A 21711-nucleotide genomic window follows, 5' to 3' on the forward strand; every position below is an offset into this window, starting at 1 on the left:
CATTCTTTTAACACAATTTTAAGTTCGTTTGGTTCGGTTTGTTGCGAACCAATATTAATTTTGCGCCTTCAAAATCCATATTGTGGAAAAAACGAAGGAAGAAATCATTGAAACCATAGGGCTGCACCTAGAGCAAGAACACAACTTGCCTCCATTGGCGGCCCGTATTTACACTATTTTGATATTAACAGATAAGGATGGGCTGACTTTCGAAGGCTGCCTTGAAAGGCTTGGTGCCAGCAAAAGCTCCATATCCACTTCTTTGAACCTATTGCTCAACATGGACTTGGTAACTTACTTTACAAAGTCCGGCGATAGAAGGAGATATTTTACCACCGCCAAGAAAAAGACGTTTTTCCTTTCCAAACTCCAGGAGAACTTGAAGCGGGTAGAGACGGAAAAAAGTATCATCACCTTGGTATTGAACTATCACGAGAAATACGCTCCCCAAAAATATGAAGAGGGCCAAACCAGGACCCAAGTGTATTTGGACTATGCCAATGAAAATGAAAAAATCCTAAAAAAGTCGATCAAAAAATTAGAATCAATTTTAAATGGGTAATCACTCCAACCCCTATAAACACATCAATAACCCTAACATCGTTAGTTTTTACATGAAAGCAATCAAATCAATCTCATTATTAGTTGGTGCCCTTATGATCATATCCTGTGGCGGAAAAAACCAGCAGGCACAAGGTACGGCACCGCAAGCTCCCAGCCTTGAGGTCAGCACCCTCGAAAAACAGGATATTACACTATACAACTCCTATTCCACCAACATCCAAGGGGTACAGAACGTAGAGATCTGGCCAAAGGTTTCTGGATTTGTACAACAGATTTATGTGGAAGAAGGACAACAGGTGAAAAAAGGACAGTCCCTTTTCAAACTGGAAACACAAACCCTGTCGCAAGATGCCAAAGCAGCCAAAGCAGCCGTTAATGTGGCCCAAGTGGAAGTGGACAAATTAGTACCGCTGGTTGAAAAAAACATCATAAGCGAAGTTCAATTGGAAACCGCAAAGGCCCAATTGGAGCAGGCAAAGAGCAATTATAGCAGTATTGCCGCAAATATTGGCTACTCCAATATCGTAAGTCCCGTTAACGGATACATTGGTGAAATCCCTTTTAAAGTTGGCGCCCTTGTAAGTGGCACCATGGCGCAGCCGCTTACGGTCGTATCGGACATTAGCAGTGTTCGGGCGTACTTTTCCATGACAGAAAAAGAGTTGCTGCAAATGAAAAGTGAGATGGCCGATAAGGGAACCACAGCTTCATCGGAAAATGCTCCCGAGGTTGAATTGGTTATGATCAATGGTGAAACGTACCCGCAAAAAGGGAAAATCGCCATGGTAAACAATATCATCAACCCCACAACGGGAAGCGTTACCCTGAGAGCGGATTTTGACAATCCGAACCGATTGTTGAGCTCCGGCAGTACCGGGACCATAAAGGTTCCTTCTTCCCATGAGGATGTTTTTGTGATTCCCCAATTTGCCACCGTTGACCTGCAAGGAACCAAAATGGTGTTTGTGCTCAATGATGACAACACCGTTAAGACCGTACCGTTGAACATTGTTGCCCAAACCAATACCGAGTTTGTCGTGGAGGACGGTTTGGAAGCCGGAAGCACCATCGTCACCGAAGGGGTGTCCAAACTAAAAGATGGTCAAACCATCAATCCGGTCAAACAATAATTGCTATCCATCAAACATAGAACAAAGAATATATGTTCCAAAAATTTATAGATCGACCTGTACTCTCCACAGTGATATCCGTTATCATTCTGATATTGGGTGTTCTTGGACTAAGTACGCTGCCCGTAGAGCAGTATCCCGAAATTGCTCCACCAACCGTTCAGGTAAATGCCAATTATACCGGTGCAAATGCCGAAACGGTACTCAATAGTGTTGTAATTCCGCTCGAAGAACAAATCAACGGCGTGGAGGGGATGACCTACATGACCTCATCCGCCAGTAACGACGGTGCTGCCAACATCAGTGTATATTTTGAACTTGGTGTCGACCCCGATATTGCAGCGGTAAACGTTCAAAACCGTGTGGCCAGGGCCAACAGTCTGTTGCCCCAAGAAGTCATAAATACCGGTGTAACCACACAAAAAGCTCAGAACAGTGCATTATTGTTCTTCTCCATTTTCTCGGAGAACGAGGATTATGATGCCACCTTTGTGGAAAACTACGCGAAAATCAACTTGGTTCCAAGATTACAACGGATCAAAGGTGTAGGTAACGTAAACGTGTTCGGGTCCAAGGACTATTCCATGCGAATTTGGATCTCTCCCGACAAAATGGCCGCATACAATCTGGTCCCAGCAGATATTCAAGCAGCGCTTAGAGAGCAAAACACCGAAGCTGCTACCGGTAAAATAGGTGAAAACGCCGATGGTATTTTTGAATATGTGATGAAATACAAAGGACGGCTATCGGAAGTCAAGGAGTATGAGAACATCATTCTAAAAACTACTGATGATGGAGGTTTTCTTCGTTTGAAAGATGTTGCAGAAATTGAACTGGGTGCCCTGAGCTACGTAAGAAAGAACTCTGGTATGGGCAATCCCGGAGTTGCCGTTGGGGTCTACCAAACCTCGGGTTCCAATGCAAAGGAAATTATTGATGAGATCGAAACCATTTTGGAAGATGCAAAAGTAGATTTCCCAAAAGGACTCGATTATGTAATTCCTTTTAACTCCAAGGATTTCCTGGATGCCTCCATTGATCATGTGGTACATACCCTGATTGAGGCTTTTATATTGGTATTTATTGTGGTGTTCCTGTTCCTTCAGGATTTTAGGTCCACATTGATTCCCGCCATCGCTGTTCCCGTGGCCATTGTAGGTACTTTTTTCTTCCTTCAATTGTTCGGGTATTCCATCAACATGTTAACACTTTTTGCCATGATCTTAGCAATCGGTATTGTGGTGGATGATGCCATTGTGGTGGTGGAGGCGGTTCACGCCAAGTTGGAAGAAGGCGCCGATTCTGCCAAGACCGCTACAAAAAATGCCATGAGCGAAATTTCCGGTGCCATTATTTCGATAACCTTGGTAATGTCCGCAGTATTTATTCCCGTATCCTTTATCCAAGGATCTTCGGGGGTGTTCTACCAGCAATTCGGTATTACCCTGGCCGTGGCCATTTTAATATCCGCCATAAACGCATTGACCCTGAGTCCGGCTTTGGCAGCGCTCTTTTTAAAACCACATAATCACGAAAAAGGTAAGAAATCCAATTTCTTGAACCGTTTCTTCAATGCCTTTAATGCTGGTTTTAACGCAATGACCAACAAATACACCAACACCATTGGTACCTTGGTGAAAAGAACATGGATAACACTGCTCCTTTTGGCAGGTTTTAGCATACTTGCGGTATTCTTGTTCAAGTCAACACCATCAGGGTTTGTACCCGATGAGGACCGTGGAATGATCTTTGCCAACGTGAGCATGCCCCCTGGTACGACCATTGAAAAAACCGAAGAAACCATTATGAAGTTGGATTCCATTTATGAATCCATGGATGTGATTGATGCACGGATGAGCGTAGCAGGTTTCAGTTTGTTGAACAGGGTAAGTGCCGGATCATATGCATTTTCCATTATGAAACTGAAAGATTGGAGCGAGAGGGATGCAGATTCACTTTCGGTAAACGCCACCATGCAACGTTTGTATGCCACTACCGCAGGTTTCAATGATGCTGAAATCATCTATTTCACACCTCCGAGCATTCAAGGTTTTGGTACCAGTTCCGGGTTTGAGGTGCAACTTCAAAGTAAAACAGGAGAAGACTGGAATTCCATCAACGATGTGAAAAATCAATTTTTGGGAGCACTGAACGCCAGACCGGAAATTCAATATGCCATTTCCCAGTTCGACCCAGGTTTCCCTCAATACGATTTGGAAATCGACCTCGAAAAAGTAAAAATGGCCGGGCTCACCGCTACGGATATTTTCAATTCGCTACAGGGCTACTTTGGAGGTATCTATGCTACCGATTTTAACAAGTTTGGTAAGCAATATCGTGTAATGATCCAGGCCAAACCAGAGGATAGAGCCAATGAAAATTCCTTGAACCACATTTTTGTAAGGAACGCCAATGGGGAATCCGTTGCCGTAAGCCAATTTGTGACCCTTAAAAAAATCTATGGCCCGGAAGTGGTACAAAGGTTTAACCTATTGAGTTCCGTAAGTATAACCGGGGTCCCAAACCCTGGATATAGTACCGGAGATGCCATTACCGCCATTGAGGAGGTTGCGGCACAAGTTCTGCCAAATTCGTACACTTACGATTATTCCGGTCTAACGCGTGAGGAAAACAATGCGGGTTCCCAGACGATACTCATTTTTATACTGAGCTTGGTGTTCGTGTATTTCTTGCTAAGTGCACAGTATGAAAGTTATATTTTGCCGCTTTCCATCCTGTTATCACTTCCTTTCGGTATCGCCGGGGCAATTCTATTCATCAACATGGCAGGTTTACAGAACAACATCTATTTCCAGATCGCATTGATCATGTTGATCGGATTATTGGCCAAGAATGCGATTTTGATCGTAGAATTCGCATTGCAGCGTAGACGGGCCGGACTATCCCTGTTCGATGCCGCCGCCGATGGTGCCCGGGCAAGGCTACGCCCCATTTTGATGACATCCTTTGCCTTCATATTTGGTCTGTTGCCCTTGGCCCTTTCGTCAGGTATCGGGGCCATCGGAAACCAATCCATCGGTGTAAGTGCCGTTGGTGGCATGTTGATAGGTACCATTTTAGGTGTTTTTGTAGTGCCTGTGCTATTTGTGGTGTTCCAGGCGTTGCAAGAGCGCATATCGGGAAAACCAGAATCCATTGAAACCAACAATGCTTAATTACAAAGCTTAAAAAAATGAAAATAAGATCCATATATAAATTCACCCTGTTGCTCGTTGTTCCCTTATTGCTACAATCCTGTTTTGTGGCAAAAAACTACTCCAGACCAGAGGTAGGGACAGAAAGCCTGTATAGAACGGACAACCTGCCACAGGACAGCATTTCCATGGCGGATGTTTCTTGGAAGGACCTATTTAACGATGAACAGTTAAAGTCCTATATTCAAGAAGGCCTGGAAAATAATATCGACATTAGGATTGCACTCCAAAATGTAGTTGCCGCAGAGGCCTATCTTAAACAAGGTAAGGCCGGTTACTATCCAACACTGTCCGGGACGGCCAGTTTTACAAGGACAAAAAACTCCCGGAACAGTCAGTTTGGTAGTTTTTTCACCAGTGCATTGGAGCAGTACGAGCTTTCTGGTTCCCTTTCTTGGGAAGCCGATATTTGGGGCAAGATCAGAAGTAACAAAAGAGCTTTTGGCGCCGCTTATTTGCAGAGTGTCACCGCCCATCAAGCCGTTAAGACCCAATTGGTGGCAAACATAGCCAACACCTACTATCAATTGATGGCGTTGGACAAACAATTGGAGGTTTCCAAACAAACCTTGGAATCCAGAAAAAATAGCTTGGAGACCACCATCGCCCTAAAAGAGGCCGGGCAGGTAACTGAAGTTGCCGTAAAACAAACGGAAGCTCAGGTGCACACAACGGAAATAATTGTGATCGACCTAGAGAACAACATCAAGCTTTTGGAAAATGCCTTTAGCATTCTGTTGGGCGAGGCACCACAGGAAATTCAACGAGGTAAATTGGACGACCAGACCATTGATACTGATTTGAGCACGGGAGTTCCTTATATGTTGCTTGCCAATCGCCCAGATGTGATGCAGGCAGAATACGGTCTCATCAACGCATTTGAATTGACCAATGTTGCCAAGAGCAGTCTATACCCTTCTTTGAGCTTGTCGGCATCCGGGGGTTTTCAGAGCTTGGAATTGGACAATTGGTTGGATGCAAGCTCGCTTTTCTCAAACTTAGTGGGGTCCCTTACGCAACCTATTTTTAACGGCAGACAATTGCGAACCCAAGTAGAAGTGGCCAAGGCCCAGCAAGAACAGGCTCTCTTGAGCTATAAACAAGCTTTGCTCACCGCCGGTAGAGAGGTCAGCGATGCCCTATATACCTATGAGGCCGAAACCAAAAAAATAACCGCCCGTTCCAAGGAGCTCGAGGCATACGCCACTGCAGAAGATTATTCCGAAGAGTTGTTGGACAACGGTTTGGCCAATTATCTGGAAGTATTGACGGCCCGGCAGAATGCACTGAATTCCGAACTTAACTATGTGGATTCGCAATACGCTCGGTTAAGCGCAATGATAGAACTGTACAGGGCCCTTGGCGGCGGCTGGAAATAAAAATGCTTCATTTGGGTGATAAAAAGGACATATTGGCCTATGCCATCGAGAACTTCACCAAGTTTGGAAGCAAACGCTTCTCCATGGATGAACTGGCCAAGAACCTGGGCATATCAAAAAAAACCCTGTACAAGCATTTTAGCAGCAAAGAAATACTGGTAAAGGAAAGCCTTCGGTTTTATTTGGACAATATTCGGGCCGATGTGGACAATTACATCATCGAAAACCCCAACGAGGAACAGCCCCTTACCACGGTAATATTTATTTATAGGCAAGGGTTGATCACTTTTCAAGAAATCAACCCTGCTTTTCTTTACGGCCTCCACAAATACTATCCGGAGGCATATAAAATATATTCCCAGCTAAAAAAAGACATTGTTTGGGATATTGTAAGTCCGCTTTTAAAGCGGGCACAGGCCTTGGGACAAGTAAGAAAAAATGTAAATGTCGAATTGGTCTGTACGCTGTTTTTGTCCCGCATGGAAGAGACCGTCTATTCACAACCAAATTTATTTGACGAATACAGCATTCATGAATTGTTGGAGCACATCATTATCAACAATCTAAGGGGCATACTTACATTGGAATATCTTCAAAAAAGCCCCCTTCAGTAACCCCCAGACTATCAATTCCTTAAATATCACCCCTCAATTTTAATATATCCACCCTCAAATAGCTGATTTTTACGTTTTTAGCATTGATTTTAACAAGATGATCATCTAATTTTAAATTCTTCTAAAAACTAAAAACCAATGGGAACTACAACTAACATCAACAGACGTGACTGGATAAGAAAGAGTGTGCTCACCGCAGGTGGCGCCATGGCACTGCCCTATATTGGATTGGCTGAGACACCAAGGGCACCATTAACACTAGATGCTGAGGGCAATGCAGTGTACAGTCCGTTCTTCAAAGAATATTTACCGAAGCCGGAAGCGGGCCTTCCGGAATTGGCGGCAAAACTGAATGCCAACGAGAATCCGTACGGACCATCCCCAATGGCGCTTGAGGCATTTAAAAATTCAGCTTCGGGAGGCAACAGATATGCTTGGAAAGAGCTGTTTCAGCTTATGGACAAAATTGCAGATTTTGAAGGTGTTGAAAGCAAAAATATTATGATGGGCCCCGGCTCGTCCGACCTTTTGGAGAAAACGGCCATGGTTTTCTTTATGAACGGCGGCAATGTAGTTTCTGCCGACCCAGCCTATATGTCCCTCATCAGAGTGGCGGAATCCGTAGGGGCCACTTGGAAACCCGTTCCCTTAAAAGATGATTGGTCTCACGACCTTAAGGCCATGGAGGAAGCTATCGACGATGAAACCAAGCTGGTCTATATATGTAACCCGAACAATCCTACCGGCTCTATGACAGACCATCAGGAATTGGTCGATTTCTGTTCAAGAGTGTCCGAAAAGGTGCCTGTTTTTGTGGACGAGGCCTATTTGTGGTTCTTGGACGATGGAGCCAAAAAGAGTATGGTATCCTTGGTAAACGAGGGCAAGGACGTCATAATTGCCAGAACCTTCTCCAAAATACATGGTATGGCCGGTCTGCGTGTTGGCTACATTGTGGCATTGGAAGAAACTCTGGGAAGACTACAAAAAATCACTCGAGGTGGAATGGGTATATCCCTCCCGTCCGTTTATGCCGCAATGGCCGCAATGGATGATACTGCCTTCATAGAAAAATCGCGAAGCCTCAATGCGGATTGCAGGGAATATGTGTACGATAGCCTAAAGCAATTGGGGATTACTTCGTATGTTCCCTCATCCACCAGCTTTATTATTTTCCCCATTGAAATGGAAGGACACGCATTTTTAGAGCAAATGACCGAATTGAAGGTGGGAGTTCGTGCTTTCGAGTTTATGGATCAGAACTGGTGCCGTGTAAGTATGGGAACCATGGACGAAATGAAAACCTTTACCGCTGCACTCAATAAAGTGTTGGTATAGTGGATATAGGCATTCAGAAAACAATCGTATTTCTTTTTTTCATCTTCATTGGAGTACTGCTTAAAGTAAAGTTTAAATCCAAAGAAGAGATTTCTGGAATAAAAAAAATAATTCTAAACCTTGCCCTTCCAGCCACCATTTTTATTGCGTTGTTGGGGGTAAAGGTCGAGTTACATCTGTTAATATTGCCTTTATTGGCCCTTGGCCTCAACCTATTGTTGTTCTTTGCCATGCCCCTTATTTTGCCCCTCATGGGCATTGGCAAAGGGACTTCGGAATACAGAACCGCTAAACTTTTGGTGCCTTCCTTGGCACCGGGACTGTCATCGTTCCCGTTTATTTTGGAGTTTTTGGGGGATGACTATTTGGCCAAAGCAGCCATGTCCGATCTGGGGAACAAAATTTTTGTTCTCTTTTTCCTGTACTTGGTGGCGATGAACTGGCATTATAGTTTACAGACCGATCAAAAGCGAAATGGTGGCGCCAAATTAAAACCATTGATCAAAGCCATGGTTTCCGAACCAGTGAACCTATTTATAGGGGCGGCCTTGATTCTTTTGGCTTTTGGAGTGCACATGGATTCCCTGCCGTTCTTTTTGAGCGAGACATTGGAAAAATTGAGCTTGATCATGACACCATTGGTGCTGCTCTTTATTGGATTGGCGGTGAAAATCAAAAGGAAACAATTTTTCCAAATTTTTTCCTTGCTCTGTACCCGTGCTGGATTGGTTTTGCTCATTTCTGGTATTTTTGTCACCGTAACGGGCATTGGGGCCCGTAATGAAATATTGCTCGCCATGGCCTTTGGCCTTAGCGCCTGTAGCTTTTGGCCCTATGCACATATTGCTGCCGTGGATAGCATGGAAATGGACAAAAATTCCAAGAGGAAAACCTTTAACGGTAATTTCGGGGTGGCCATTTTAGCATTGTCGTTCCCGCTATCGACCATTTTGATTTTGGCAACTTTGAACAGTGGGTCGTTCTTTGTAAACCCATTTAATATTTTCATGATTGCCGTTGCACTGTTGGGTGTAGGTTTTATCATTCCTTTGTGCAGTGGTATCAGCAAAAAAAAATGGTCCGAGCAAAGGTTGATCGATCATGAAATAAGTTCTGCCACCACGGAAAAAGCGGCATAAACCTTAATAAAATAAACGGTAAAATCACCATCTAGCTTTTGAAGACTACGTGGTCAATTTTATTACAGGTTTTTCGTTCTTCCTTATTTTGATTTTAAAAAATCTTCCTGGCGGCATTGGCAATCAAACCGATGCTCAACCAATATGTAGCCAAAATCAGTGGCCCGGATAGGTAAAACGGGGTCTTGAATTTCGCAATCGCCAATAAGGTGTCCGAAAGCATAAAAAATAGTACGGCCATGGCCATAAAAGCATGTGCGCTGTTCCTTTCACGAAGGTACAACCCAACTCCCTGCCATGCCATAAACGTGATTATGACCACATAAACCGAAACGGGCAGCAGTAAATCGCCCAACCCCGGCCTTAACCAAAAAAACAAAGTCCCTCCTATTCCAAAAAGAATCAAAAAGGAAATCCAGTTTTTGTAAAATCCCTTGTACTGGATAAATGCAATAGAAAATAAAACATGCGCCACTAAAAATGCCACAAGACCTAATATAAAATAGTCTTCAAACAGCAATAGCACATCGCCGAACAAACAGAACTGCAACCCAACGACAATCAACCATCCAAATTTAAGGTGGGCGTTTTTTGGAGTAAAAAACGGTAAAGCAATCACTAAAATCGTGGTCAGCGGTTTAAGGAACATAAAAAGCTGTCTCTCATTGTAAAGCCCAAAATAAATGGCAAAGCTTGCGGAAACCAATATTAAGATATTGATGAGCCACATTTTTTTATCTGTTTTGGGCTTTACCATTCCTTAAATGGTTTTAAGCTCAATTGTGAATTGTAATATTGTACTTGGCCCGTAACTTCTTGGCCCAACCAATCCGGTTTTTCAAAACGTTCATCTTCATGTTTTAGCTCCACTTCTGCCAAAATAAGTCCTTTGTTCTCTCCCAAAAAATCGTCCACCTCAAACGTATGCTTGCCCAATGGCACTTCAAAACGGACCTTTTCGAGTATACCCGCTTCACAGAGGTCAATAAGGTTTGCTGCCTCGGCCACCGTGATTTCCGTCTCCCATTCAAACCGGGTGGTTCCCGATTCGTTACTGGCGCCTTTTACGGTCAAAAAGCCCTGTTCTCCCTTGATTCTGACCCTAACGGTCCTTTCGGGGTCCGTGTTCAGAAATCCCTGTACAATCCGGGTCTGTGATGTGGCTTTCTGTTTGAAGCCATCCGATTTTACCAAAAACTTTCGTTCTATTTCCAAATGTTCCATCAAACTAAATATACCCTAAATTTGAAAATGGACTTTGATTTTCCCCTAAGAAAAATTATTCATGTGGATATGGATGCATTTTACGCCTCCGTGGAACAGCATGATAACCCGGAACTAAGAGGGAAGCCCATTGCTGTTGGGGGCGGGTCTAAACGTGGCGTGGTCTCCGCAGCGAGCTACGAAGCACGGAAGTTTGGCGTGCGAAGTGCCATGGCGGGCAGTATTGCCCAAAGAAACTGTCCCGATCTTATATTCGTAAAACCTCGTTTTGACCGTTATAAAGAGGTTTCAAAACAAATCCGAAGCATTTTTTTTGAATATACCGATTTGGTGGAGCCACTTTCCTTGGACGAAGCCTATCTGGATGTAACGGAAAATAAAAAAGGGAACCCATCAGCCACCTTGATCGCAAAAGAAATCCGTCAAAAAATATTTGACAAAACAGGGTTAACGGCCTCGGCCGGGATTTCCATCAACAAGTTTATCGCCAAAGTGGCCAGCGATTACAACAAACCCAACGGGCAGAAGACGGTAAACCCCGAAGAGGTAATCGAGTTTTTGGAAAACTTGGACATTCGAAAGTTTTATGGGGTGGGCAAGGTCACCGCGGAAAAAATGTACCGTTTGGGAATTTTTACGGGAAAAGACCTTAAGGATAAATCGCTGGCGTTCTTGGACCAACATTTTGGAAAGAGTGGCGGACATTATTTCAATGTAGTGAGAGGAATTCATCTGAGTACCGTAAAGCCACATCGTATTCCAAAATCTGTTGGGGCGGAACGTACTTTTTTTGAAAACCTGAGCAGTGAGATCTTTATGCTGGAAAAGTTGGAGAACATTGCCGGTGAGCTGGAAAGAAGGCTCCAAAAATCCAAAATTGCCGGAAAAACGGTCACCTTAAAAATTAAGTACAGTGATTTTACCTTGCAGACCCGGAGCAAGACGCTCCCCTATTTTATTGCCAGTAAAGATTTGATATTGGAGACCGCCAAAGAGCTACTGTACCAATCCACATTGGAAAATTCAGTTCGATTGTTGGGTATTTCGTTGGCCAACCTCAACACGGAAAAAGAAAAGGAACAGCCAAAAAAGGAATCTGTACTGGTTCAGCTCAAATTTGATTTTTAAAAGAAAAGCCCCCCTTTCGGGAGGCTGTCTTATTTAATTCTTGATATCCGTTTCCATTGGTTTTACCGTTGGTTTTTTTGGATTCCCGTCGGCATCGATTTCAACAATATTATCAAAACCGAGTTCATCCAATTTATCGATGATCTCTGCACGATCCCCTACCATAAACCAGTTTACCTTTTCGGGCTGCACCACATCATTGCTCACTTTTCTAATATCATCCACAGAAAGGTTTCTTACGTTCTGATCATATTTTTGATAGTAATCGTCGGGCAGGTCATACCGAATCAAGCTTCTTACCGAGCTGTTTACCGAACTATTGGTCTCCCATTGCCCGGGAAGCTTCAATACCTGATTGGTCTTTACTTTTTCTAGTTCTTCGCTGGTTGCGGGGCGTGTAGAGGTAAATTCGGAGATTTCCTTTCTTATCTCGGTCACGGATTCGGCTGTTTTATCGGTCTGTACAGGTGCATAAACAATAAATGGACGTTCCTCCTTGGAACCCAGTACAAAACCTCCCGCTCCGTAGGACCAGTGTTTGTCTTCCCTTAAATTCATATTGATTCTGGAAGTAAAATCTCCTCCAAGGATATTTACCATTTGCTCCATTGCAATTTCATTGACGCCGCCGTACTTTTCGGTCAAGTGTCCGGCCAATATCACCGATTGTTGGGATTCTGGTCGGTTCATCAAATAAAGCGTGTTCTTGGTGCCGGTCTTGGGCTGGTTGAAAGCAATGGTAGGAACATCTCCCTTCTTCCATTTTCCCAATGTCTTTTCCAACTTGGACTTTAATTCGCTCATTTCTACATCGCCGGTTACAATCAAAGTGGAATTGTTGGGTTTGAACCAGGTGTTGTAGAACGCCACTACATCTTCCCGAGTCAAAGCGGAGACGGTATCCTCATATCCAGTACCGGTGTAGGGGCTACTGTACGGATGGTCCTCACCATACATGTACTTGTTCATCACACGCAACGCCATGGTAATCGGTTGGGACTTTTCCTGTTTTATATTATTGATCTGTTCTTTTTGTAAGCGTTCAAATTCCTTTTGAGGGAAGACAGGATTGAGTACCACATCCATGAACAAATCCAAGCTGGCGTCCAAACTTGGTTTTAAGGTGCTCATATATACGTTGGATTCATCTTGACTGGAGAACGTACTCAATGATGCTCCCAAAAGCTGCAATTGCTCATTGATTTCCAAAGAAGTTTTGTCCTTGGTTCCCTCGTCCATCAAATTCATGGCCAAATTTGCTGTTCCAGGACTGGACAAATAATCGGTTTTATACCCGGCATCGGCCACTAGGTTGATGATTACCGTAGGAACCCCCTTCCGTTGTGCCAATACCACATTGAGCCCGTTGGACAGCTCCATACGCTGCAACTCTGGGAATTTTGAACTCTTTGGCGCCCCAAGTTCGGGCAACTTGCTTCTATCCACGGAAGATTCCACGATGTCGTACTCGGGAAAGGGTCGGCAGATCAAAACGTGCTTGCCTTTTGTCAGCCATTTTTCCGCTGTCTTCCTAAGGTCTTCGGCCGTTGCATTTTCAACAAATTTCAATTGTGTTTTGTAGTAGGATGGATCGCCATGGTACGTTTGGTTGGAGGCAAGAATATCCGATACCCCTCCGAATCCACCGATTCGCTCCAAACCTTTGATAAAGTTGGCAAAATAATTGGCCTTTACCCTTTCCAGTTCTGCTTCCGTTGGTCCTTCTTTGATAAATCTTTCGACTTCTGCCTCTAGTTCCTTCTCCAATTTTGCGGCATCCTCTCCTTGTTTTACATCGAGCCAAGTGATAAATTGACTCGCTATTTCGCTTGATGATTGAAAAGAGACCGCGGCACTGGCCGATTGGTCTTGATAGATGAATTTTTGATACAACCTGGAGTTTTTTCCACTCGTCAAGATGGCGGAGATCAAATCAAAGTGAAGGTCTTCCCTTGATCCAAACGGAGGTGTGTTCCAAGCGAACAATACTCTGGTCTCCGGAACACGGTCTTGGTATTCTTGACGGGAATCATAAATCTTGTTGGGGATGTTTACCTCTTGTCGTTCCACTGTCGGTCCCGCAGGGATATCCCCAAAGTATTTGATCACTTTTTGATGCACTTCTTCGGCATCAATGTCCCCCGCCACGGCAACCACTGCATTGGCAGCACCATAATAGGATTTGAACCACTCTTGCACATCTTCCAAAGAGGCAGCGTTCAAATCTTCCATTTCTCCGATCACGGTCCAGGAATATGGATGCCCTTTCGGATACATGGCCTTGGTCAAATAATCCCATTGCATACCATAAGGTTGGTTTTCGCCTTGCCTTTTTTCATTTTGAACAACCCCACGTTGCTCATCCAGTTTTTCTTGGTCGATCGCTCCCAACAAATGCCCCATTCTGTCAGATTCCAAAAACAAAACTTGATCTAAGGCAGAAACAGGTACATTTTGAAAGTAGTTGGTTCGGTCCGTATTGGTTGTCCCGTTCAAATCGGTGCCCCCGATACTTTCCAATGCCTGAAAATAATCGGTATTGTAATTTTCACTTCCGTTGAACATCAAATGTTCGAACAAATGGGCGAAGCCACTTTTTCCCGGTTTTTCGTTTTTGGACCCTACGTGGTACCAAACGTTCACCGCGGCAATGGGAGCTTTGTGGTCCTCATGCACCAAAAGCGTGAGTCCGTTTTTTAAGGTGTAGGTTTTGTAATCGATGTCAATGTCATCAGCTTTGAACTGAAATCCTTGTCCAAAACCCATGGAACAGGACAAAAGGCCGACAATAGAGGCCAGAAGTAATTTTTTCATTTTTGTTGTTTTTAGTTATTTGATCGATAAATTTGATACACAAGATAGGAAATTGTTTACAATGAACACTATGCTAGATTGTTAGCATTCAACTTTGAAACCAGAGAATGTAATAGTTGTTTGTTCAAATCAGAATAATAGTTGATGGTTGGGGCTTGGTTTACATATTTTCTTTTTTAATTTGTAGCACCATTGACCACCATTAACTACATTTTACCCATTTATGCAACGAAATGAATTGCACGAGCACATTATATCTTCAGCGGGAGATCTTTTCTATTCGCAGGGGTATAATTCAACGGGGGTCAACGAGATCATCACAAAATGTGATATAGCAAAGGCTACGCTCTACAGCCATTTTAAATCCAAAGAGGATATTTGTATTGCCTATCTCAACCAACGGCATGTAGGCTTTATGGACACGCTTAAAAGCTATGTGGAAAGTAGGTCAAAGGGAAAAAACCAGCTGTTGGCCATTTTTGACCTGTTGCGCGATATGTACCTTGAGGAAAATTTTCAGGGATGTTGGGGACTTAAGACGCTGGGTGAGCTTTCTCCCGACCAAACTGCCATTTTAAGCGTGATTCAGCAACAGAAAAAGGAACTGTTATTATATTTAGGTGAGATTGTGGGCGACAATATTTCCAATTTGTCCAAAGCGGAAACCGAAAAAATTTCGGGCGGGCTCTACCTTTTGTACGAAAGTGCGGTTACCGAGAGCCATCTTTTTAAAAACGATTGGCCTATTTTTATGGCCAAAAGTATAGCGCCATCTCTTTTTATGGACGCAGAACTGGTATAAAAAAAAGCCCCTCCAATACTGGAAAGGCTTTTGAAAAACTATTTCTTTTTCAGCAATTAAGCTCCAACAGCTTCCAAAGGTTGTGCCTCTGGAAAATCCACAGGGACCTTTGTTGTGCTGTGAATGTAGTTTGATATGGTTTTATCACCTACCAAAACTATGGTGTCTATCAAGTTTTCCTTGGTCCAACCAGCTGCAAAAAAGTCATCAAGAATTTGCTGATCTGTAACGCCTCGGTTTTCGGTAATGTTTTTGGCCAATCGTGCCAAAGCATCCAGTTTGCCATCAAAAGAAGCTTTTCCCGCTCTCAACTCCAGGATTTGCTCATCGGTAAAACCGTTCATTTTACCAATTGCCGTATGGGCGGACAAACAATAAATACAGTTGTTCACTTGGCTTACGGCCAAATTCACCACTTCTTTCTCCTTGGCCTTCAATGAGGTTTTGGCGTTGGAAAGGGCCAAATAATTGCCCAGCGCATTTTCGGAGTGGGCATAGGTGGCAAAAAGGTTGGGAACAAATCCCACCATTTTTTCAAGATTGTCAAAAATAGCCTGATTGGCCGTGCTTACTTCTTCTCTTTTGGGTACATTGATTGTGCTCATAATCGTGATTTTTAATATGAATTGTTTTTAAATGATCAATACGTCTGTATAAAGGGTTGCTCCGCATCACAATAGAAATCGTGATGGTGTTTTTGCTCACAGTGTTCCAAAACCTTTACGGTCGGTACACCGGTTTTCTGTGATTTTCTAAAAATTTCAATGAGATTGAAAATGGATTTTTCCGTGGATTTCATCTTTTGTCTGCTTTTTGATTACAGGGCAAAGATGCTGCGAAAAGAAGGGTAGGTGTTAGGAGGGATTTCCCGACGGCTTGACCAATTTTCCCTTAGGCCACCAAATGAAGGTTTTCTCGGTACTCCGACGGGGTCATTCGGGTCATTTTCTTAAAAAAACGACTAAAATGTGCAGGGTCGTTAAAGCCAAGGTCATAGGCTATTTCCTGATTTTGTTTATCGGTAAAATTAATGAGTCGTTTTGCCTCCAAGGCAATTCGTTCCAGAATGATCTGTTGTGGTGATTTTTGGTTGTAAATGGCAAAAAGATTGGATAGCGTCTTTGGGGATTTGTGCAACAATTCGGCATAATCGCTCACCTTTCGCTTCGTCTTGAAGTTGAGGTCCACCAAAACATTGAATTTTCGGATGGTTTCAATTTGATCGTTCCCCAATGCTTTGACCATGAGCTGTTCTTTTGCCAATCGAGTGCTCATAATGATCAATCTTTTTAGGAGCATTTGAAGCATATCTCCCTGAATATTGTCGGGTGTGGAAAACTCCTCAATGAAAATGTCGTGCAAAAGATTAAACTTGTTCAAATGTTCCTTTGGAATGGTGATGATGGGGATGTCCTGTGTTCCAAAAAACAAAATCCCGTTGCAGGAAACTTCACTGTCGTGATCGGATATGCAATAAAACTCCCTATTGAAAAGAATGGCCGTAAGGGGCAATTTTACCTTGGAATATGAAACATGTTGTAAATAAGTAACGGTAATTATTTGATTTGACAATAGTTCCAGGTCCATTCCATCTATTTGAATGGTTAAGGGACAATCGTTACGGTTCCATAAAAATTTAATGGTCTTTGAGGTTGCGGAGAATCGTTCTCCTTCGTTTTTGATATCATCCGTAAACCCCAAAATGGCCCCCAACCTGGAATCTTTGTATTCGTGTCTCATCTGAAAGATTGTTCCGTTACATAGCCATTAGTCCTTTTATTTCAAACTTACTTACAGTCACGGTTTTGTGGGGTAGCCATAAATATTTAACAAAAAAGCGCACATCAAAATGATGTGCGCTTTTTTTATAGCTCCATTTTTTGTTCTAGAAATTACAGCTCTCTATTTCGGTAACTCGCAAAGTGTTCACCATGCCTTTTTCTTTGATGGGCATGGCCGCCAAGCTGATGAGCATATCCCCTACTTCCAAGTATCCTTTTTTACAGGCAATTTGGTTTACATCCTCGATGGTCTGGTCGGTGGACACAAACTTGTCGTAGTAAAATGCCTTTACACCCCATAAAAGGTTGAGTTGCGTCAAAATTCTTTTGTTTGATGTAAACACAAGGATGTGGGCTGCAGGTCTCCAAGCCGAAATCTGGAATGCGGTATATCCACTGTTCGTCAATGTGGAAATAGCTTTTGCCGATATTTCGTTGGCCATCAAAGCTGCATGGTAACAAACCGATTTGGTAATATATCTTTTGGTACGAATATGTGGTGGGGTTTGTGGCACCTTGATCAAACTGGAACTCTCGACGCTTGAAACAATGCTGGCCATTTTCTCGATAACCTGTACGGGATAGTTCCCCACTGATGTTTCCCCCGAAAGCATTACGGCATCGGCCCCGTCCATTACGGAGTTGGCCACGTCGTTCACTTCGGCGCGGGTAGGCGTTAAACTGGTAATCATGGTCTCCATCATTTGGGTGGCAATGATTACGGGTATTCTTCCTTTTTTGGCGCTCAACACCAATTTTTTCTGAACCAATGGAACTTCTTGTGCCGGAATTTCCACCCCTAGATCGCCACGGGCCACCATAAGTCCATCGGAAGCTTTTACGATCTCATCGATGTTCTCCAGTGCTTCTGGTTTTTCAATCTTTGAAATCACTGGGATTTTGTGCTCCGTGTGCTGTTTTATCAAATCATGAAGGTCGTACAGGTCTTGCGCATGGCGCACGAATGATAGCGCTATCCAGTCCACATCTTGGCCGATGGCAAAAATGGCATCTTTGATATCCTTTTTTGTAAGGGCGGGAAGTGAGATGTTGGTATTGGGAAGGTTTACTCCTTTTTTGGATTTAAGCGGTCCTCCTTGTATCACCTTGGCCACTACCTCGTTATCTCCATTGGTTGATTTTACTTCAAAAATAAGCTTGCCATCGTCCAAAAGAATACGTTCGCCCGCCTTAACATCTTTGGGAAAGCTCTTGTAGTTCATGTACACCCTTTCGGCTGTGCCCTCAAACGGTTCTCCCGTAACAAAGGTAACCTCATCTCCTGGAGAAACAACGGCTTCGCCACCCATTACCCCTACTCTTAATTTGGGTCCCTGAAGGTCGGCAAGTATGGCTATATTGACTTCCAGTTCTTCATTAAGTTCCCTTATCATTTTAATTCGCTCGGCAACATCTTCGTAGGCGGCATGGGAAAAGTTTATTCTAAAAACATCCACTCCTGCAAGGATCATTTCCCTTAGGGTCTCCTTTGTACTGGTGGCTGGTCCTAGGGTCGCTACAATTTTAGTCTTCTTTCTAGTTGGCATTTTTAAAAGATTAAATTTCTTTTTGATTTTAAATTCTGTGTGTCCAAAGGATATGCTGTTATCACTTTGGCTATTGTGTTGATCGATTTGATTTTTTTGAGAAACAACGCTTCATCTATCGTATCCACTTTTAAAAAATAATCTACTTCTTTGCGTTCCTTCACCAAATAATCCGTTCTTCGGGAAACATTGTCTTCAAACAATCCCACCGAGGGCATTTCCTCCTCAATTTCACATTTGTTGGCAATCAACGTCCAATACATCTCGCTCATCTCATCGTCCCAATCAAACACTGAAAAAGACATTTTTTCATCTAAATGAAGGTCCTTTTTCATGCGTTTTAGATATAGCCCGCAACTGGAATTTATGGCATATGCGATGGCATAATCTTCCAAATTGCTATGAATGGCGATGAGCGAAAAACTTTCATCGTACAAGTCCGCCGATATCCTATGCGTTGTTAATATGCCCATAACACGAACCGTAAATATAGGCTTAATCCAATTGAATGCCTAGCCAATACAAAACAATACACTTCTAAAAAAAGCGAAAACGTTTGAGTTTACCATTATTTAAAGTTACTGGTTTTCTATCCTGCTCTGCAATGCGAAATAGGCTCTTTTGGATGCTTTTTCCTCTGCTTTTTTCTTGGATGTGGCCCTTGCCTTGGCTAGCATTCTGTCCCCTATGGTGAGTTTTACCGCAAAGTGTTTCAGCTCATCATTGCCGGTATCCTCGTAAACATTGTAATTAAAGGGTTTCTTTTCCTTTTGGCACCATTCTATTACCAAACTCTTATAGCTTATGACCTTTCCCTCCAACTGCTCAATATCCACATAGGGCTCTATTACCCTTTCAGTGATAAATTTTTCGCAATAAACGTACCCTCTGTCCAAATAAATGGCTCCCACGAGCGCCTCAAAAACATTACCATGGATATTATCCCCAAAATGGGCCTTGGGAATCCTGCTCTCAACATACTTTAATAGGCCAAGGTCCTTGCCCAATTCGTTCAAGTGTTTTCTACTTACTACTTTAGACCTCATTTTGGTCAGGTACCCCTCGTCTCCTTCGGGTACTTCGTTGTACAGGTGTTTTGAAATTATGGTGCCCAGCATCGAGTCACCCAAAAACTCCAGCCGCTCGTAGTTCAGTGGATTGCCCTTATCGTCCTTTTTGTTCATGGAACGATGCAGGAACGCCGTTTTGTAGATTTCCAGGCTCTTGGGCTTAAATCCAAGAATTCTTTTCATACCCAAAAAAAAATCCCCATCCGAGCTTGGATGGGAATTGAATATTTTGGAGGTAAGTTTCATGTTACAAAACTACCCTATTTTTTTGAATAGTACGCAAGCATTGTGGCCTCCAAAGCCAAATGTATTGCTCATCGCAACCTTCACTTCACGTTCCTGGGCCTGGTTCAAGGTCAAGTTAAGGGAAGGGTCTATTTGCTCGTCCACCACACTATGGTTGATGGTAGGAGGCACTAAACTGTGCTCCATGGCCAATATTGATGCGATGGCCTCGATCGCTCCAGCTGCTCCCAACAAATGTCCTGTCATGGATTTGGTGGAGTTGATGTTGATTTCTTTTGCATGGTCTCCGAACACTTTGGAGATAGCCTTAAGCTCAGCGACATCTCCAAGTGGTGTAGAGGTTCCGTGTGTATTGATGGCATCAACGTCCTCTGGTTTTAGGCCTGCGTTCATCAAGCAGTTTTCCATCACTTTGACCACTCCGGTTCCTTCTGGGTGCGGTGCTGTCATGTGGTAGGCGTCGCTTGATAATCCGCCTCCCAATACTTCGGCATATATTTTTGCCCCACGCGCTTTTGCGTGTTCATATTCTTCAAGAATAAGGGCCCCTCCGCCTTCTCCCAACACAAATCCATCGCGGGTTGCGTCGAATGGTCTGGAAGCGGTTTCTGGACTTTCATTTCTGGTAGATAACGCGTGCATGGCATTGAATCCACCCATACCGGCAATGGTAACGGCGGCTTCACTACCTCCGGTCACGATCACATCGCAGTGGCCAAGTCTAATATAGTTCAGTGCATCGATCATGGCATTTGCCGATGATGCACAAGCAGATACCGTAGTATAGTTGGGTCCCATAAATCCATGTTTAATGGAAATGTTGCCCGGTGCTATATCGGCAATCATTTTAGGTATAAAGAAAGGATTGAATCGTGGTGTGCCATCTCCTTCGGCATACCCGATCACTTCATTTTGAAAAGTTTCCAATCCACCTATTCCGGCTCCCCATACAACACCTACCCTAAACTTGTCCACTACGTTCAAGTCTATTCCGGAGTCCGCAATGGCCTCGTCGGAGGAGACCAACGCGTATTGGGCGAACCTGTCCAGTTTTCTGGCTTCTTTTCTATCAAAGAAATCGTTTGGATCGTAACCCTTGAGCTCGCAAGCAAACTTTGTCTTAAATTTTTCGGTATCGAAATACGTAATGGGGGCAGAACCGCTCTTACCAGTCCGTAGTCCTTCCCAATAAGCTTCCAAATTGTTACCTATGGGGGTCAATGCTCCCATTCCGGTAACCACAACTCGCTTTAACTGCATTGAACTATTTTTTTTACCCTTTAGACCTAAATTATAAAAAAAATTATCCATGCGATGACCACCACATGGATAATTTTAAATCTTTAGCGATATATCATATAATTACTTAGCTTCTTCAATGTAGCTAATGGCCTGACCCACAGTGGCAATGTTCTCTGCTTGGTCATCTGGTATTTGAATATCAAATTCTTTCTCAAACTCCATGATAAGTTCAACAGTGTCCAAGGAATCCGCTCCTAAGTCGTTGGTAAAGCTAGCTTCTGCAACTACTTCATTTTCATCTACACCCAGTTTATCAACGATGATAGCCTTTACTCTTGATGCAATGTCTGACATAATTATTGTGGTTTTAAAAATTTAAATCGTTGGCAAAAATATAAAACTTTGGTTTAAATACACTATTTGTCGATAAAATGTGCTTTAAATTAATTGTCTTTAATTACTGTACCTTACTTTAGCC

Annotated in this window: 20 protein-coding genes; 9 read left to right on the forward strand and 11 right to left on the reverse strand. The window is 43.3% G+C overall.

Features of this window, described 5'->3' with window-relative positions; all coding sequences use genetic code 11:
• Positions 1–82 precede the first annotated feature (82 nt).
• The 7 genes from GVT53_RS16275 (at position 83) to GVT53_RS16305 (ending at position 9379) form a co-directional block, all read left to right on the forward strand.
• On the forward strand, positions 83–562 hold the full coding sequence (locus GVT53_RS16275) for a GbsR/MarR family transcriptional regulator (RefSeq protein ID WP_166249545.1): 480 nt from the start codon (positions 83–85) through the stop codon (positions 560–562).
• Positions 563–614: 52 nt separating this feature from the next.
• Positions 615–1694: an efflux RND transporter periplasmic adaptor subunit gene (locus GVT53_RS16280; protein ID WP_240905060.1), complete on the forward strand. Its 1080-nt coding sequence runs from the start codon at positions 615–617 to the stop codon at positions 1692–1694.
• Between the two features lie 32 nt (positions 1695–1726).
• Positions 1727–4870 (forward strand): efflux RND transporter permease subunit, encoded by a 3144-nt coding sequence (locus GVT53_RS16285; RefSeq protein ID WP_166249547.1) that lies wholly within the window; start codon positions 1727–1729, stop codon positions 4868–4870.
• A 17-nt stretch (positions 4871–4887) separates the two neighbouring features.
• Entirely contained in the window at positions 4888–6288 is a 1401-nt protein-coding gene (locus GVT53_RS16290; RefSeq protein ID WP_166249548.1) for an efflux transporter outer membrane subunit, read from the forward strand.
• An 11-nt stretch (positions 6289–6299) separates the two neighbouring features.
• Entirely contained in the window at positions 6300–6902 is a 603-nt protein-coding gene (locus GVT53_RS16295; protein ID WP_166249549.1) for a TetR/AcrR family transcriptional regulator, read from the forward strand.
• A gap of 138 nt (positions 6903–7040) precedes the next feature.
• Entirely contained in the window at positions 7041–8240 is a 1200-nt protein-coding gene (locus tag GVT53_RS16300; protein ID WP_166249550.1) for a pyridoxal phosphate-dependent aminotransferase, read from the forward strand.
• On the forward strand, positions 8240–9379 hold the full coding sequence (locus GVT53_RS16305) for an AEC family transporter (protein WP_166249551.1): 1140 nt from the start codon (positions 8240–8242) through the stop codon (positions 9377–9379). Before GVT53_RS16300 ends, GVT53_RS16305 begins: the two co-directional genes overlap by 1 nt.
• Before the next feature lie 94 nt (positions 9380–9473).
• Here GVT53_RS16305 and GVT53_RS16310 read toward each other — a convergent pair whose 3' ends face one another.
• Together GVT53_RS16310 and GVT53_RS16315 are read right to left on the reverse strand one after the other, a co-directional pair.
• Positions 9474–10136 (reverse strand): lysoplasmalogenase, encoded by a 663-nt coding sequence (locus GVT53_RS16310; protein WP_166249552.1) that lies wholly within the window; start codon positions 10134–10136, stop codon positions 9474–9476.
• Complete coding sequence (locus GVT53_RS16315; RefSeq protein ID WP_166249553.1) at positions 10130–10603, reverse strand: CYTH domain-containing protein; 474 nt, start codon at positions 10601–10603, stop codon at positions 10130–10132. Before GVT53_RS16315 ends, GVT53_RS16310 begins: the two co-directional genes overlap by 7 nt.
• A 27-nt stretch (positions 10604–10630) precedes the next feature.
• Here GVT53_RS16315 and dinB point away from each other — a divergent pair, with 27 nt between their 5' ends.
• Entirely contained in the window at positions 10631–11731 is a 1101-nt protein-coding gene (gene dinB, locus GVT53_RS16320) for a DNA polymerase IV (RefSeq protein ID WP_166249554.1), read from the forward strand.
• Between the two features lie 33 nt (positions 11732–11764).
• Here dinB and GVT53_RS16325 read toward each other — a convergent pair whose 3' ends face one another.
• Entirely contained in the window at positions 11765–14545 is a 2781-nt protein-coding gene (locus tag GVT53_RS16325; RefSeq protein WP_166249555.1) for a M16 family metallopeptidase, read from the reverse strand.
• A gap of 223 nt (positions 14546–14768) precedes the next feature.
• Here GVT53_RS16325 and GVT53_RS16330 point away from each other — a divergent pair, with 223 nt between their 5' ends.
• Complete coding sequence (locus GVT53_RS16330) at positions 14769–15347, forward strand: TetR/AcrR family transcriptional regulator (RefSeq protein WP_166249556.1); 579 nt, start codon at positions 14769–14771, stop codon at positions 15345–15347.
• 56 nt (positions 15348–15403) lie between these two features.
• Here GVT53_RS16330 and GVT53_RS16335 read toward each other — a convergent pair whose 3' ends face one another.
• The 8 genes from GVT53_RS16335 to GVT53_RS16370 form a co-directional block, all read right to left on the reverse strand.
• Positions 15404–15952 (reverse strand): carboxymuconolactone decarboxylase family protein, encoded by a 549-nt coding sequence (locus GVT53_RS16335; protein WP_166249557.1) that lies wholly within the window; start codon positions 15950–15952, stop codon positions 15404–15406.
• A 35-nt stretch (positions 15953–15987) separates the two neighbouring features.
• On the reverse strand, positions 15988–16146 hold the full coding sequence (locus GVT53_RS16340) for a hypothetical protein (RefSeq protein WP_166249558.1): 159 nt from the start codon (positions 16144–16146) through the stop codon (positions 15988–15990).
• A gap of 92 nt (positions 16147–16238) precedes the next feature.
• On the reverse strand, positions 16239–17087 hold the full coding sequence (locus GVT53_RS16345) for a helix-turn-helix domain-containing protein (protein WP_166249559.1): 849 nt from the start codon (positions 17085–17087) through the stop codon (positions 16239–16241).
• A gap of 145 nt (positions 17088–17232) precedes the next feature.
• The gene (gene pyk, locus GVT53_RS16350) at positions 17233–18675 is read right to left on the reverse strand and encodes a pyruvate kinase (protein WP_166249560.1); all 1443 of its coding nucleotides are present in this window, start codon (positions 18673–18675) and stop codon (positions 17233–17235) included.
• A 2-nt stretch (positions 18676–18677) separates the two neighbouring features.
• Entirely contained in the window at positions 18678–19148 is a 471-nt protein-coding gene (locus GVT53_RS16355; RefSeq protein WP_166249561.1) for an IPExxxVDY family protein, read from the reverse strand.
• A gap of 105 nt (positions 19149–19253) precedes the next feature.
• Positions 19254–19991: a ribonuclease III gene (gene rnc / locus GVT53_RS16360; RefSeq protein WP_166249562.1), complete on the reverse strand. Its 738-nt coding sequence runs from the start codon at positions 19989–19991 to the stop codon at positions 19254–19256.
• A 9-nt stretch (positions 19992–20000) separates the two neighbouring features.
• Entirely contained in the window at positions 20001–21251 is a 1251-nt protein-coding gene (gene fabF / locus GVT53_RS16365; protein WP_166249563.1) for a beta-ketoacyl-ACP synthase II, read from the reverse strand.
• Positions 21252–21353: 102 nt separating this feature from the next.
• Positions 21354–21587 (reverse strand): acyl carrier protein, encoded by a 234-nt coding sequence (locus GVT53_RS16370; protein WP_009778413.1) that lies wholly within the window; start codon positions 21585–21587, stop codon positions 21354–21356.
• Positions 21588–21711 lie beyond the last annotated feature (124 nt).

Origin of the sequence: Flagellimonas oceani, assembly GCF_011068285.1 — a bacterium.
GTDB lineage: Bacteria > Bacteroidota > Bacteroidia > Flavobacteriales > Flavobacteriaceae > Flagellimonas > Flagellimonas oceani.